Origin of the sequence: Nocardioides sp. L-11A, assembly GCA_029961745.1 — a bacterium.
In the GTDB taxonomy this organism is placed as follows: domain Bacteria; phylum Actinomycetota; class Actinomycetes; order Propionibacteriales; family Nocardioidaceae; genus Nocardioides.
Genome location: CP124680.1, coordinates 994,821 through 1,009,032, shown reverse-complemented (window position 1 = coordinate 1,009,032; position 14,212 = coordinate 994,821). Strand labels below are relative to the sequence as shown.

Here is a 14,212-nt window from a genome sequence, read left to right as displayed (position 1 = left end):
ATCAAGGTTTTGGGTCAGACAATTTTCTTGAGTTTTGACCATTGACTTTTTCGGTCTGACCAAACAGGATCCTCAGCACACGGCTTCCGGTGTCCGCACGGGGCGGCCGCCGACACGTAGGGATGGCGATGCACGACTACGACGCGTTCAGCTTCGACTCGAAGGCAGAGATGCTGGAGAAGTCGGCGCAGTACTGGAACCCCGACAAGACGAAGTTCTGGTCGGACAGCGGGGTCGACCTGGTGATCGACCGCCGCGAGGGCTACCTGCTCTGGGACATGGACGGCCGCCGCCTCATCGACGTCCACCTCAACGGCGGCACCTACAACCTGGGGCACCGCAATCCCGAGGTGGTCGCCGCCGTCAAGCAGGCGATGGACCGCTTCGACGTGGGCAACCACCACTTCCCCTCGCTGGGCCGCACGGCGCTCGCCGAGGCTCTCGTGGAGTCGGCTCCGGCCGGACTGACCAAGGTCGCCTACGCCTCCGGCGGCGGCGAGGCGATCGACATCGCGCTCAAGAGCGCGCGTCACTCCATGCAGAAGCGCAAGATCGTCTCGATCGTGAAGGCGTACCACGGGCACACCGGCCTCGCCGTGGCCACCGGCGACGACCGCTTCGCCAAGCTCTTCCTCGCCGACCGGCCCGAGGAGTTCCCCCAGGTCCCCTTCAACGACCTCGACGCGATGGAGCAGGCGCTCCGGGGACGCGACGTGGCCGCCGTGATCATGGAGACGATCCCGGCGACCTACGGCTTCCCCCTCCCCCAGCCCGGCTACCTCGAGGCCGTCAAGGCGCTCTGCGAGAAGTACGACGCCCTCTTCATCGCCGACGAGGTGCAGACCGGCCTGATGCGCACCGGCGAGCTCTGGGGCATCACCAAGCACGGCATCGAGCCCGACATCCTGGTCAGCGGCAAGGGCCTGTCCGGCGGCATCTACCCCATCGCGGCGGTGCTGCTGAGCGAGCGCGCGGGCGCCTGGCTGCGCGAGGACGGCTTCGGCCACATCTCGACCTTCGGCGGTGCCGAGCTCGGCTGTGTGGCCGCGCTGAAGACGCTGGAGATCACCCGGCGCCCCGAGGTCCGCTCGATGGTGCACTACATCGCCGACCGGGTCGGCGCGGGGCTGCGGCAGGTCCAGGCGCAGTACCCGGACTGGTTCGTCGGCATCCGCCAGAACGGGGTCGTGCTCGGCCTGGAGTTCGCGCACCCGGAGGGCGCGAAGTACGTCATGCGCCAGCTCTACGAGCTCGGGGTGTGGGCGATCTTCTCCACCCTCGACCCCCGGGTCCTGCAGTACAAGCCGGGGATCCTGATGACGCCCGACCTGGTCGAGGAGCTCCTCGACCGCACCGCGCTGGCCATCGGCCGCGCGGCCGCCGATCCCGCTCTGTCGCGCCGGAGGGCCAGCTGATGTCCGACCAGCTCCACCAGACCGTCACCGCACCCGGCGCGGCCGGCCACCTGCTCGAGCGCGCGCGGTGGGCGGCGCGCGCCTACGCGTCGTACTCCGCGAGCGACGTGGACCGGATCGTGCGGGCCGTCGCGGACACCGCGCACGCCCACGCCGAGAAGTACGCCGAGTGGGCCGTGCGCGAGACCGGCTTCGGCGTCGTCGAGCACAAGGTCCGCAAGAACCAGGCCTGCTCGCGCGGCCTCCTCGACACCTACGCCGGCCAGGACCTCGTCACGCCGCGGGTGCGCGTCGACGACAAGATCGTCGAGGTGCCGCGCCCGGCCGGCGTCGTGCTCGCACTGACCCCGTCGACCAACCCCGTCGCCACCGTGTTCTTCAAGGTGATCCTGGCGCTGATGACCCGCAACGCCGTGGTGGTCAGTCCGCACCCGATGGCCAAGGAGTGCTGCCACGACGCGGCGCAGCTGCTCGCCCGGGCCGCCGTCGAGGCCGGTGCGCCCGACGGCATCGTGCAGAGCATCGCGGAGCCGACCATCCCCCTCGTCGAGGCGCTGATGGGCGACGCCCGCACCAACGTCATCCTCGCCACCGGCGGGACCGGTGTGGTCCGCGCGGCGTACAGCTCGGGCAACCCCGCGATCGGCGTCGGACCGGGCAACGTGCCGGTCCTGGTCGACGCGACCGCCGACGTCCGCGCCGCCGCGCAGCGCCTGGTCGAGAGCAAGGCCTTCGACAACTCGGTGCTGTGCACCAACGAGTCGGTGCTCATCGCCGAGGAGGCGGTCGCCGACCGCCTCGTGCGCGAGCTGGAGCGGGCCGGTGCGGCAGTGCTCGGCACCGACGACGCCCAGCGGCTGCGCGACTACATGTTCCCCTACGGCCGGCTCAACGTGGACGTCGTCGGCAAGGACGCCTCCTGGATCGCGCAGCAGGCCGGGATCCGGGTCGGCCCCCGCACGAAGGTGCTCGTCGCCCCCTTCGACACGGCCGTGCCGGAGGAGCCGCTCACCCACGAGAAGCTCTCGCCGGTGCTCGGCCTGATCCGCGTCCCCGACGCGACGGCGGGCATCGCCACCGCCCGGGCGATCATCCGGATCGCCGGGGCCGGGCACAGCGCGGCGATCCACTCCGCCGACCCCGCCACCGTCATGAGGTACGCCGCCGAGGTGCCGGTCCTGCGGGTGTCGGTCAACGTCGGCAACAGCACCGGCAGCTCAGGTCTCGACACCAACCTGGCCCCGACCATGACGATCGGCACCGGCTTCGTCGGCCGCAGCGCGCTCGGCGAGAACCTCCAGCCGAAGCACCTCGTCGACTGGACGCGGATCGCCTACAACAGCGACCCTGCCGAGGCGATGCCCGCCTATGCCGGGCTGAGCCCGTGGGCCGAGCACCGCACGCCGGTGCCGGCGTACCCGGTGCCGTCCAACGACCCGCGCGCCGTCACGGCCGTGCCCTCGCCCTCGACCCTGCCCTCGACCGTCGACGCGGTCGTCGACCGGCTCGGCGGCTCCTCGGACGCGGCCTTCCGCGAGCAGGTCCGTCGTCTCGTCGTCGAAGAACTCTCCCACCTCATCAAGGGCTGACCCATGGCTGAACTGCGTTCCTTCATCTTCATCGACCGGCTCCAGCCGCAGACCCTGTGCTACCTCGGCACCTGGATCAAGGGCACCCTCCCGCGCGCCCACATGGCCGCCCAGATCATCGAGGTGGCACCGGGCATCGACATCGAGCCGATCACCGACGTCGCGCTCAAGCATGCGGAGGTGGCCGCCGGCGTCCTCGTGGTCGAGCGGCAGTTCGGCTACCTGGAGTTCCACGGCGAGACCGGCTCGGTCAAGGCCGCCGCCGAGGGCGTGCTCGACGCGCTCGGCGCGGACGCCGGCAGCGCTGTGCGGCCGCAGATCCTCGCGAGCAAGATCATCAGCTCGATCGACCACCAGCACGCCTTCCTGATCAACCGCAACAAGATCGGGTCGATGGTGCTGCCGGGCGAGTCGATGTACGTGCTCGAGGTGCAGCCGGCGTCGTACGCGATCGTGGCGACCAACGAGGCCGAGAAGGCCGCCGACATCAAGGTCGTCGACTACCGGATGATCGGCGCCACCGGCCGGGTCTACCTGTCCGGCAAGGAGGCCGACGTCCGCCAGGCGGCCGAGGCGGCCGAGGACGCCCTGCGAGGGCTCACGTGACCTCTCCCGACCTGCGGGCCCTGATCGCGGACGTCGTCCGCGAGGTCGTCGCGGACCTCGCCGGTCCCGCGGGGGCGCCCGCTCCCCCGGCCGCCCCCGTCGCCGCGGTGCCGGCACCTCCCGCCGGCGTCGCCGGCACCGAGCACGTGACGCCGCCCGCGCTGCGCGAGCGCGTCGAGGCGGTCCGGATCGCCGACGACGCCGACCTGGACCGGTTCGCCCGCCAGCTGCTCGCCCTGTTCGAGAACCCCAAGAACCGCCAGGACCTGCGGGCGGGGCGCCTGCGCTTCCGGCTCGAGGGGGGCACCGCGGGCGCCGTACCGGAGGCCCGGCCGGTGCAGCGGATCGACACCGGCGCCGTCACCGAGCGTCAGGTCAAGGCGGCCGCCGAGGCGGGCCGCCGCCTGGTCCTCGGCCGCCGGGCCGTGCTGACTCCCCTGGCGCGCGAGAGGGCTCGCGCGCTGGGGGTCCCCATCGAGAAGGAGCGCTGATGCTGAGAGCAGTCGTGACCGGCAATGTCTGGTCCACCAAGAGGATCGACGGCCTGCCGAACGGCGCCTTCCTCGAGGTCGAGGTGGACGGCGGCAGCCGCCTGGTCGCCTTCGACGTCCTGGGCAGCGGGGTCGGCGAGACCGTCCTGGTCGCGCAGGGATCCGTCGCCGCCGCCTGGTTCCCCGGCACCCCACCACCCGTCGACGCGCTCGTCATCGGCTCGATCGACTCCCAGCCCACGGGCTGACACCCACCACCGCAACAACCACCGCACAACCAAGGAGCAGCACATGTCCAGCACCGCCATCGGCATGATCGAGACCAAGGGCTTCGTCGCCGCGCTCGCCGCCGCGGACGCCATGGTCAAGGCCGCGAACGTCACCATCACCGACCGTCAGGAGGTCGGCGACGGCCTGGTCGCCGTCGTCATCAGCGGCGAGGTCGGCGCGGTCAAGGCCGCGACCGAGGCCGGCGCCGAGACCGCCTCCCAGGTCGGCGAGCTCGTCAGCGTCCACGTCATCCCCCGCCCGCACGCCGAGCTCGGCAACCACTTCGACGTCAGCGCGAAGTAGCCCGATCGCCGTCGTCACGCCAGCATCCCGAGAAGAGGAGGTCCGATGACCGCCACCCACGCAGGCACCGAGCTGCGGGTCAACCTGATGGTCGAGGACCTGCAGCCGCAGTTCGCCGCCTACCTGGGCACGCCCACCCGGGCCCGCGGCTACCCGCCGTACGCCGGCGACCACGCGCTGATCATCGAGGTCGCCCCCGCGCTCGCCATCGAGCGCGTGATCGACCTGGCGCTGCGCGCGGTGCCCTCGGTCGAGCCCGGGATCCTCTTCGTGGAGCGGCAGTTCGGCGTGCTGGAGCTGCACGCGTCGTCGCTGGCCGACGTCACCGCCGCCGGCCAGGCGGTGCTCGACGGCACCGGCAGCTCGGCCAGCGACCAGCTCCGCCCGCGGGTGCTCTATCACGACATCATCGAGCACATCACCGACCAGCACGCGGTGATCCTCAACCGCAACCGATCGGGGTCGATGGTGATGCCGGGACAGTCGCTGCTCGTCTATGAGATGACGCCCGCCCTGTTCGCGGCCGTGGCCGCCAACGAGGCGGAGCGTGCGGCGCCGGGCATCACGATGGTCGACGTCCAGTTCATCGGGGCGGCGGGGCGGCTGTACCTCAGCGGCACCACCGAGGAGGTCGAGGTGGCCCGGGACCGGATCACCTCCGTCCTGGAGTCGATCGAGGGACGGGAGCACTGATGAGCGCCGTCGCCGCGGCCGTCGACACCCGGGTCGCCGAGCTGGCCCTGCCCTCCTACGGCTTCAGCCCGGCGCGCACCCTGCGGATGATCAACCTGTCCGAGAACGCCACCTTCCTGGTCGAGGAGCCCGGCCGCACCGCGATCCTGCGGGTGCACCGGGTCGGCTACCACTCCCGCACCGACATCGAGAGCGAGCTCGCCTGGCTCGCCGCGCTGCGGGCGGAGTCGGGCGTGGCGACCTCCGCGGAGATCCCCAACGACCAGGGCGAGCGGGTGACCACCGTCGTGGTCGACGGCCAGGAGCGGCACTGCGTCCTCTTCGAGCTGGTGCCCGGCATCGAGCCGGACGACGTCGCCCTCGGCACCTCCGACTTCGAGACGCTCGGCGCGATCACCGCGCGGATGCACGTCCACGCCCGCTCCTGGACCCCGCCGCCCGGCTTCCACCGGTTCCGGTGGGACTGGGAGCACTCACTCGGCGCCCGGCCCCGTTGGGGCCGCTGGCAGGACGGCTTCGGCGTCGGGCCCGCCGAGGAGGAGGCGCTCGGCGCGGCGGCCGCGATCGTGCGGGAGCGGCTCACGGCGTACGGCACGGGGGCCGACCGGTTCGGCCTGGTCCATGCCGACCTGCGCCTGGCCAACCTGCTCGTCGAGGGCGACCAGGTCACGGTGATCGACTTCGACGACTGCGGCCTGTCGTGGTTCATGTACGACTTCGGCACCGCCGTGTCCTTCATCGAGCACGACCCGCGGCTGGCGCAGTGGCAGGACGCCTGGCTGCGCGGCTACCGATCCGTCATCGCACTCGCCGCCGAGCACGAGGCGATGCTGCCGACCTTCGTCATGCTGCGCCGGCTGCTGCTCGTCGCCTGGATGGGCTCGCACGCCCACTCCCGCGAGTGCCAGGAGCTCGGCCCCGGCTACACGGTCGGCTCCGTCGAGCTGGCCCACCGCTACGTGGCGTCCGGCGGCGCCACCCTCGCCTGACCCCCATCCGAATCGGAGGACCCATGTTCACCTCACTCGCTGGACGCTCCGTCGTCGTCACCGGCGGCAGCAAGGGCATCGGCCGCGGCATCGCCACGGTCTTCGCCCGGGCCGGCGCCCGGGTGCTCGTCACCGGGCGCGACGAGACGGCGCTGCAGGCCGCGTGCGCGGAGATCGGCGGCGCGACGTCGTACGCCGTGACGGACGTGAGCTCCCGCGAGGACTGCGACCGGATGGCCGCGACCGCGATCGAGCGGCACGGCGGGATCGACGTCCTGTGCGCCAACGCGGGCATCTTCCCCGCGGCCCGGCTCGACGCGATGACGGCCGCGGATCTGCACACCGTGATGGCGACCAACCTGGACGGCACCGTGTTCGCCGTCCAGGCCTGCCTGGAGGCGCTGACCGCCAGCGGTCGCGGCCGGATCGTGGTGACCTCCTCGATCACAGGACCGCACACCGGCTACCCGGGCTGGTCCCACTACGGCGCCAGCAAGGCCGCCCAGCTCGGCTTCGTGCGCACCGCGGCGCTGGAGCTCGCGCCGCGTGGGATCACCATCAACGCGGTGCTGCCGGGCAATGTCGCCACCGAGGGCCTCGACGGGCTCGGCGAGGACTACCTGGCCGCGATGGCCGCCAGCGTGCCGCAGAAGCGACTCGGCAGCGTCGCCGACATCGGCAACGCGGCGCTCTTCTTCGCCACCGAGGAGGCCGGCTACGTCACCGGCCAGAGCCTCGTCGTCGACGGCGGCCAGGTCCTCCCCGAATCGCTCCAGGCGCTCGAGGAGATCTGAGCCCGGTCGGGTACCGTTTCATCCACCTGGTCAGACCAATCGGGCCGGACACCGGGACACGCCGGAGGAGGAGCGAGGCATGGCCAACGAGCACGCCGTCGCGGAGACCCTGCGGCGCCGGATGTTGACCGACATCGGCGCGGGCACCCTGCCCCCGGGCGCCCGCCTGGGCAGCGAGCGCGAGCTGTCCGAGCACTACGGCGTCAGCCGGGCGACCCTGCGCCAGGTGCTCGCCGCGCTCGAGGAGGCCGGGCTGGTCCGCCGCGTCGCCGGACGCGGCGGCGGCACTTTCATCAACCACGCCAAGGTCGAGCACGATCTGACCAAGGTCGTCGGCGTCCCCGCCTACCTCGCCCGGCAGGGCTACTCCGCCGGCACCCGCGTCGTCGCCACCAAGATGGGCGTCGCCGACGCGGCCACCCGCCGCGCCCTCCAGCTCGGCGAGGGCGACCTCGTCGTCGACGTACGCCGACTGCGGCTGGCCGACGGGACGCCGTTCTCGCTCGACCACGCCCGGCTGCCCGCCGACCGCTTCCCCGGCCTGCTCGAGCAGTCGCTGGGCGGCTCGATCTACGAGCTGATCGAGCACGACTACGGCGTCGTCATCGCCGACGCCGAGGAGGTCGTCGAGGTCGTGCACGCGACCGACGAGGAGGCGGCCCTGCTCGCCGTCGCCGTCGGCGACCCGCTGGTCTCGATCACCCGGACGACCTACGACACGACCGGAACGCCCTTCGAGTTCTCCCACGACCTGTTCCGCTCCGACCGGGTGCGGATCACCATGCGTACGCCGGGCCGCGGGCTGCGCGGCGTACCGGGTGGGGACACGCCGCACTTCGCGACCATCTCGTCGGTCCCCGCGAGCTGACCGGAACACACAGCGGCCCGGACGACCAGGTGAACCCGCCTGGTCGTCCGGACCGCTGTGGTGTGGGCTCAGAGGGTGATCAGGACCTCGGCCACCGAGCCGGTCTGCGCCTGGACGACGCGGTCGACCGGGTCGGCCTTCGGCGCGAGCGTGCGCAGCGTCCACTGGCCGTCGCCGGCGAAGAACCGGAAGTGGCCGGTCGCGGAGGTCGGGACCTCCGCGGTGAACTCGCCGGTCTGGTCGAGCAGCCGGACGTAGGCGCTCGCCACGGGCGCCGCGTCCTCTCCGCTGCCCCGCACGACCTGGCCCTGGATCACGGCCTCCTTGGCGACGTTGACGCCGTCAAGCGACAGGCCGCCGACCTTCGCGCCGCACATCAGGCGCGCGTCCCGTCAGCCAGTCCGGGCTCGTCGCCGAGCGCGATCGGGACGCCGACGAGGGAGCCGTACTCGGTCCACGAGCCGTCGTAGTTCTTGACGTTCTTCTTGCCGAGGAGCTCCTGCAGGACGAACCAGGTCAGCGAGGAGCGCTCGCCGATGCGGCACAGCGCGATGGTGTCCTTGTCCTCGTCGAAGCCCACCTCGGCGTACAGCGCCTGCAGGTCGGCGTCCGACTTGAAGGTGCCGTCGTCGTTGGCGTTCTTGCTCCACGGGACGTTGACCGAGGTCGGGATGTGGCCGGCGCGCTGCGACTGCTCCTGCGGGAGGTGGGCCGGGGCGAGGAGGCGGCCGGCGTACTCGTCGGGGCTGCGCACGTCGACGAGGTTCTGGGCGCCGATGGCGGCGACGACATCGTCACGGAAGGCGCGGATGGAGCGGTCCTGCTCCTGCGCGACGTAGGTGGTCGCGGCGCGCTGCGGCAGCTCGTCGGTCAGCTCGCGGCTGTCGAGCTCCCACTTCTTGCGGCCGCCGTCCATGAGCTTGACGTCCTGGTGGCCGTAGAGCTTGAAGTACCAGTAGGCGTAGGCCGCGAACCAGTTGTTGTTGCCGCCGTAGAGGATGACGGTGTCGTCGTTGGCGACGCCGCGCTCGGACAGCAGTGCCTCGAACTGAGCCTTGTTGACGAAGTCGCGACGGACCTGGTCCTGCAGGTCGGTGGTCCAGTCGAGCTTGATGGCACCCTTGATGTGGCCCTTGTCGTAGGCCGTGGTGTCCTCGTCGACCTCGATGACGACGACCTTGTCGGTGCCGAGGTTGTCCTCGACCCACTGGGTGGAGACGAGCGAATTCTCGCGGCTCATGATGATTCCTATCGGTGGTTGCGATGTGCGGTGGAACGGACGGTGCTGCTGCACGTGCTCCTGGCGGGCAGCACGACGTACGCACAGGACGAGCGCCTGGGCGCACGCGAGCGCCGCGGGAGGCGACGGGCGAGGTGGCAGAGAGCCGGGACCTCGGAAACCCTCAGGAAGGGAGACCCGTCAGCAGGGTCGACACAGCGCCGAGCTGACGCGGCAGTTGTCCACCGCGCGCCGCTTGGTCAGCAGCAGGGTCGTCGACATGGGCAAGAGCCTAGGCGGCTTTCCCCGATCCACGAACTCGGTGTTCCAAATCATGAGACGCACATCCACATATTGAGACCGCTCCTCCGGCCCCCGCCTCCAGGGGCCGGGCGGGCCCGTCGGGTCGTCACTCCTGGACACCGTCGCCTCGGCGAGGTGCAGAAGTGACGACCCGACGGGGTCAGAAGTGACGACTCAACGGCACCTCACCGCTTGCGGACGGTGAACACCGCCTTGTCCTTGGCGTACGTCGCGCTGCCGGCGTACTTCGCCCTGATCTTCCAGGTGCCCGGCCGAAGGCGCACCGTGCACCGCGCGACCCCGTCCTCGATCGTCGCCACACACAGCCGGCGCCCGCCGCTCCTGAACACGACCCGGCCGGTGGCGGCCGGCGCGACCTTGGCCTTGAGGACGACCTTCGCGCCGCGCGCGAGGGACGGCTTCGTGGCCTTCGCCCTGAGCCGGGGGTCGGTCCGGGCGCCGGCGGCCGGGTCCGCGACCTTCAGCACGAAGGACCTCTGCGACTCCTGGTGGTGCTGGTCGCCGACATAGGACGCGACGACGACATAGTCGCCCGGCGGCGGCAGCACGGGTACGGCGCAGCTCGCGGTGCCGCCGGACGCCGTCGCCTCGCAGAGGACCTCCTCGCCGTTGAGGAAGCGGACCAGGCCGGTGGCCGCGGACGGGCCGATCTGGGCCGTCAGCGTGAGGGCCCGGCCGAAGACCGCCGACGCGTTCCCGACCGCGACCGAGCTGACCGCTCGGCTGTCGACCGCCTCGACCACGCGGACCGCACGCGAGGCGATCGCCTGGTTGCCGTTCCTGTCGGTCACCACGTAGGTCAGCGGGTAGGTGCCCGCCGTGTCCGTGTCGACGTCGCCGACGACCTTCACCTCGGCGGTGACGTCCCCGTCGACGTCGTCGGTCGCGCTCACCCCGGCGAGCCGGTCGAAGGACTCCCCGACCGTCACCGTCGTCGCCTCCGGAACCCGGAGGGTCGGAGCCGTGACGTCGGTGCCGGCGGCGGTCGCCCGGAACACCGTGCCGAACTGGCGGATCGAGCCGATCCGCTCACCGGTCGCCGTCCGGCTCTCGGCGGTCCACGCGTAGACCTGGCCCTCCTTCAGGCCGCTCCAGGCGACGCTGGCCGGCCAGCCCGACGTCGCGGTGCGGGTGCCGATGACCGTGTCGGTCGGCGTGACCACGGTGAGCCCGTCGGTCGAGAACGTCGTGGTGCGGCTGGACAGGTCCACCGGGAGCACCAGGTTGTCCTCGGCGCCGTTGTAGCGCTTGCGGTCGTCGTACTCGGTCGCACCGAAGTTGTCGAAGTGCGGCGAGTAGGTGTCGATGCTGACCTCGGAGCGCTCGACGTCGAACTGGAGCAGCCGGAGCCAGCTGGCGCCGAACTGCAGCAGGTCGGTCGCCTTGTGGTCGGTGACGCCGTCGCCGTCGAGGTCGATATTGCCGCTGTCGTCGACCTTGTCGGGCCACAGCTCGCGCGCGGACACCTTGTAGAACTGGTAGTCCGCGAGCAGCTCGACCACATTGTGCTGGACCGTCGCGCCGACGCCCGTCTTCAGGTTGGTCCCGACACCGTGCTCGTGGCCGGCGAGGATCAGGAAGACGTTCGGGTTGGCGGTGACCACCTCGTCGTACAGCTTGGAGCCGTCACCGGAGAAGCTCGCGCCGCGACCGTCCTTGGCCGTGGAGGGCGCGATATAGGCGTGGGTCAGCAGGATGCCGTTGCGGTCGGGGTAGCGCTCGAAGATCGAGCTGGCCCAGTCCGCCTCCTCCTGGGTGACGCCGTAGGACAGGCCGACGGCGACGAAGTCGAGTCCACCGGCGGAGAACAGGATGTAGTTGTTCTGGTTGTCCCGGCCCGGGGTGCTGACCTCACCCTCGGTGTCGGTCGCTTCGTCCCAGGCGTGGTACGACGCGCCGTCCGGCCATCCCTTCGCCACCTCGTAGTAGCGGTCGGGGCCGTAGTACTGGTTGAACCGCGACGTCGGGCCGGTCTCGTTGCCGAGCTGGTTGTCGTGGTTGCCCGCGATCACCTGGTTGGGGATGCCCGACTCGTCCAGCGCCTTCTGGGCGTCGGAGGTGAAGGCGAACTCCCGGGTCACCTGCTCGTCGAGCCCGGGGTACAGCAGCTGGCCGGAGCCGTTGGTGGCGAGGGGGTTGTTGTAGTCGTTCTCGATGATGTCGCCGGTGTGCCCGGCCCAGGCGATCTTGCGGTCCTTGGCCTCCTCGGCGATCCACTCGGTCGTCGCGCGGTAGGCGCGATCCCAGATCGCCCGCTCCTCCTCCTTCATCACATCCGACGGCTCGACGTTGCCGTCCCAGTCGTCGTAGGTGCCGCCGGCGGCACCCTCGGCGAGGTACTGCGTGTCGGTGAAGTGGGCCAGCGAGAAGTCGTAGTCCTCCGGGTCCTCGAACCTGTCCTTCGACTCCGCGGCGCTCTCGTCGCGCGGGCCGAGGTCGTCGGCGAACGGGTCGGTGCCGAGCACCAGCAGGTGCACCGTGCCCTGGTCCACCAGCGCCGGGCGGACGACGGCGTTGAGGACGGTGTCCCCGTCACGTACGCCGCGCGCGGTGGCGAGCTCGACCCACGCGGAGGTCTGGGTGTTCCAGGCCCGCAGGGTGACCGAGCGCTCGGGGTCCACGACGCCCTTCCAGACCACCTGCTGGCCGGCGACCGCGGCGCCGACCTCGACGTCGAAGCGCTGGAACGGGATGTCGCCACTGGTCGCGCTGGCCTTCGCCTCGCCGTCGTCGGGCGTGAGGGCGCCCGCGATCGGCTGCTCGTCCTCGTGCTCGAAGTCGAGCGTCGTCGGGACCTGCTGGACGACACCCTGGACACCACCGTCGGCGACGGTCGCGGTGGCCTCGCGGAAGGTGGTGGTGACGTCGCTGCCGTCAGGACTGGTCGCGATCGCGGACAGCTGGACGACGCCCTTGCCCTCGCCGGACCCGGTGCCGCCGCCGGTCGGGATGGTGTCGGACCCGAACGGGATCGAGAAGGCGATGTCCTTGCCGAAGACGTCGACGGCCGAGGCCGTGAGGGTGTGGGGGCCCGCCTGGAGGCCGGGGCCCACCAGGTCGCCCTCGGCGATCGGCTTGCCGTCCAGGAGGTAGGTCCAGCCGGTGGCGTTGTCCTCGTGGGCGATGTCGAGATCGAGTTCGACGGGTGCGGAGAGGTGGTCCCCGGCCGCCGGCACCGACGAGCTCAGGCTGACGCCGGCGTCCGGGTGCTCGCCGAAGGCCGCTATGTCGAGCGCCTTGATCTCGGTGTCGTTCAGCGCGCGGCTGTAGATGCGTGCGTTCGCCAGCTTGGCCGGGGCGTAGAACTGGGCGCCGGCGTTCGGGGAGGAGTCGGCGCCGAGCGTCCAGGCCCGGGCCGTGGCGTTGGGCAGGGTCAGCGCACCGGTCGCGGGCGTCGTCGCGGCGAGCACGCCGTCGACGTACAGCTTGATCTCGGTGCCGGTCCACAGGCCGACGACGTGGTACCAGCGGTTGGCGCTGAAGGTGGCGCGGGCGGTCTTGTAGCCACCGCCGATGTGCGCCATCAGGCCGACCTTGTCCTCGTTGAGGTAGATCGAGAGGCCCCCGGCCTCCTTGCCGGAGCAGACCGCGGCCTCGGTGCTCCGGGGCAGCGTGCCCAGGTAGCGGAACGTGCACTCGAGGGTGACCGCGTTGCTGATCTCGCCCCAGTGCGGGGTGAGCGCGTAGCCATAGGCGTCGTTGCCGTCGAAGGTCACGGCGTCACGGCCGAGCGCGTTGTCGCGCGCGATCGTGGGGCTGCCGAAGGTCTTCACGGCGAGGTCGCGGACCCGCTCCTTCGGCGTACCGTCCGCGAAGTCGACGTCCAGGACGTCGGCATCGGGCGTGGGGACGGCGGTGTCCCACTCCGCGGCGAGGGCCTTCACCTCGTCGGCGGTGACGGCGCGGGAGAAGACTCCGGCGGCCGCGAAGGTGCTCGGCGGCGCCGGCTGCCCGATGCCGGTCGGGCTTGCGTCGGCGCCGACGACGAAGCGCTGAGCGGTCGCCACGGGGAAGGTGAGCGCGCCGCTGGCGGCCGCGGTCTGGGCGAGCTGGCCGTTGACGTACAGCTTGATCTGGCTGCCGTCCCAGGTCGCGACGGCGTGGTACCACCGGTCGCCCTCGATCGGGGTCAGGGCGCTCTTGTAGCCGCCGCCGATGTGGCCCATGAAGCCGAGGTTGCCGCCGGTGACGTACATCGAGAGGCCACCGGCCTCCTTGTCGGAGCAGAGGTCCATCTCGCGGACCACCGGCATCGAGGTGTTCACCCGGAACACGCACTCGATGCTGGCGCCGGTGGTGAGCTTGGGCCACTGATCCTCGAACGGGAAGCCGACCGCGTCGTCGACGCCGTCCACCGTCATCACCGGGCCCTGCCGGGCGTCGGTGCCGTACGTCGGGGTGCCGTAGGTGATCGGCGTCAGCGACTGGGCGGTGTCGGTGGGGACGCCGTCCGGGAAGCCGACATCGAGAATGTCCGGGGTGGGCGCCGCCTCGGCGGTCGCCGCCGGGGCGTCCGGCAGCAGCGTCGGGACTGCGGGAGGGGCAGCCTGGCTCGGCGTGGCCAGCAGGCCACCCGAGGCGACGGCCGCGGCGAGCACCGAGGTGGTGAGCAGCCGGAGCCTGCGCATCGGTCGTGCGGGCACGACATGTC

13 protein-coding genes are annotated in these 14,212 nt (G+C 71.4%); 10 read left to right on the top strand and 3 right to left on the bottom strand.

Features of this window, described 5'->3' with window-relative positions:
- Positions 1–128: 128 nt before the first annotated feature.
- The 10 genes from QJ852_04605 (at position 129) to QJ852_04560 (ending at position 8,018) form a co-directional block, all read left to right on the top strand.
- Entirely contained in the window at positions 129–1,415 is a 1,287-nt protein-coding gene (locus tag QJ852_04605; GenBank protein WGX97719.1) for an aminotransferase class III-fold pyridoxal phosphate-dependent enzyme, read from the top strand.
- Complete coding sequence (locus QJ852_04600; GenBank protein ID WGX97718.1) at positions 1,415–3,004, top strand: aldehyde dehydrogenase family protein; 1,590 nt, start codon at positions 1,415–1,417, stop codon at positions 3,002–3,004. The genes QJ852_04605 and QJ852_04600 overlap by 1 nt, the downstream gene beginning before the upstream one ends.
- A gap of 3 nt (positions 3,005–3,007) precedes the next feature.
- Positions 3,008–3,610: a BMC domain-containing protein gene (locus tag QJ852_04595; GenBank protein ID WGX97717.1), complete on the top strand. Its 603-nt coding sequence runs from the start codon at positions 3,008–3,010 to the stop codon at positions 3,608–3,610.
- Entirely contained in the window at positions 3,607–4,101 is a 495-nt protein-coding gene (locus QJ852_04590; GenBank protein WGX97716.1) for a hypothetical protein, read from the top strand. The genes QJ852_04595 and QJ852_04590 overlap by 4 nt, the downstream gene beginning before the upstream one ends.
- Positions 4,101–4,349: a EutN/CcmL family microcompartment protein gene (locus QJ852_04585; GenBank protein WGX97715.1), complete on the top strand. Its 249-nt coding sequence runs from the start codon at positions 4,101–4,103 to the stop codon at positions 4,347–4,349. The genes QJ852_04590 and QJ852_04585 overlap by 1 nt, the downstream gene beginning before the upstream one ends.
- Positions 4,350–4,392: 43 nt before the next feature.
- Positions 4,393–4,674 (top strand): BMC domain-containing protein, encoded by a 282-nt coding sequence (locus QJ852_04580; protein ID WGX97714.1) that lies wholly within the window; start codon positions 4,393–4,395, stop codon positions 4,672–4,674.
- A 45-nt stretch (positions 4,675–4,719) separates the two neighbouring features.
- Positions 4,720–5,367 carry a hypothetical protein gene (locus QJ852_04575; protein WGX97713.1) on the top strand — a complete coding sequence of 216 codons (648 nt, stop codon included), beginning with the start codon at positions 4,720–4,722 and terminating at the stop codon, positions 5,365–5,367.
- On the top strand, positions 5,367–6,356 hold the full coding sequence (locus QJ852_04570; protein WGX97712.1) for a phosphotransferase: 990 nt from the start codon (positions 5,367–5,369) through the stop codon (positions 6,354–6,356). Before QJ852_04575 ends, QJ852_04570 begins: the two co-directional genes overlap by 1 nt.
- 23 nt (positions 6,357–6,379) lie before the next feature.
- Complete coding sequence (gene fabG, locus QJ852_04565; GenBank protein WGX97711.1) at positions 6,380–7,150, top strand: 3-oxoacyl-ACP reductase FabG; 771 nt, start codon at positions 6,380–6,382, stop codon at positions 7,148–7,150.
- A 79-nt stretch (positions 7,151–7,229) separates the two neighbouring features.
- Positions 7,230–8,018: a GntR family transcriptional regulator gene (locus QJ852_04560; protein ID WGX97710.1), complete on the top strand. Its 789-nt coding sequence runs from the start codon at positions 7,230–7,232 to the stop codon at positions 8,016–8,018.
- Positions 8,019–8,086: 68 nt separating this feature from the next.
- Here the strand turns inward: QJ852_04560 and QJ852_04555 are convergent, their stop codons facing one another.
- The 3 genes from QJ852_04555 to QJ852_04545 all read right to left on the bottom strand — a co-directional run bounded on the left by QJ852_04555 (position 8,087) and on the right by QJ852_04545 (position 14,204).
- Positions 8,087–8,395 carry a DUF1416 domain-containing protein gene (locus tag QJ852_04555; protein ID WGX97709.1) on the bottom strand — a complete coding sequence of 103 codons (309 nt, stop codon included), beginning with the start codon at positions 8,393–8,395 and terminating at the stop codon, positions 8,087–8,089.
- Entirely contained in the window at positions 8,395–9,258 is an 864-nt protein-coding gene (locus tag QJ852_04550; protein WGX97708.1) for a sulfurtransferase, read from the bottom strand. Before QJ852_04550 ends, QJ852_04555 begins: the two co-directional genes overlap by 1 nt.
- A 467-nt stretch (positions 9,259–9,725) precedes the next feature.
- Positions 9,726–14,204: an Ig-like domain repeat protein gene (locus QJ852_04545; protein ID WGX97707.1), complete on the bottom strand. Its 4,479-nt coding sequence runs from the start codon at positions 14,202–14,204 to the stop codon at positions 9,726–9,728.
- Between the last annotated feature and the right edge of the window lie 8 nt (positions 14,205–14,212).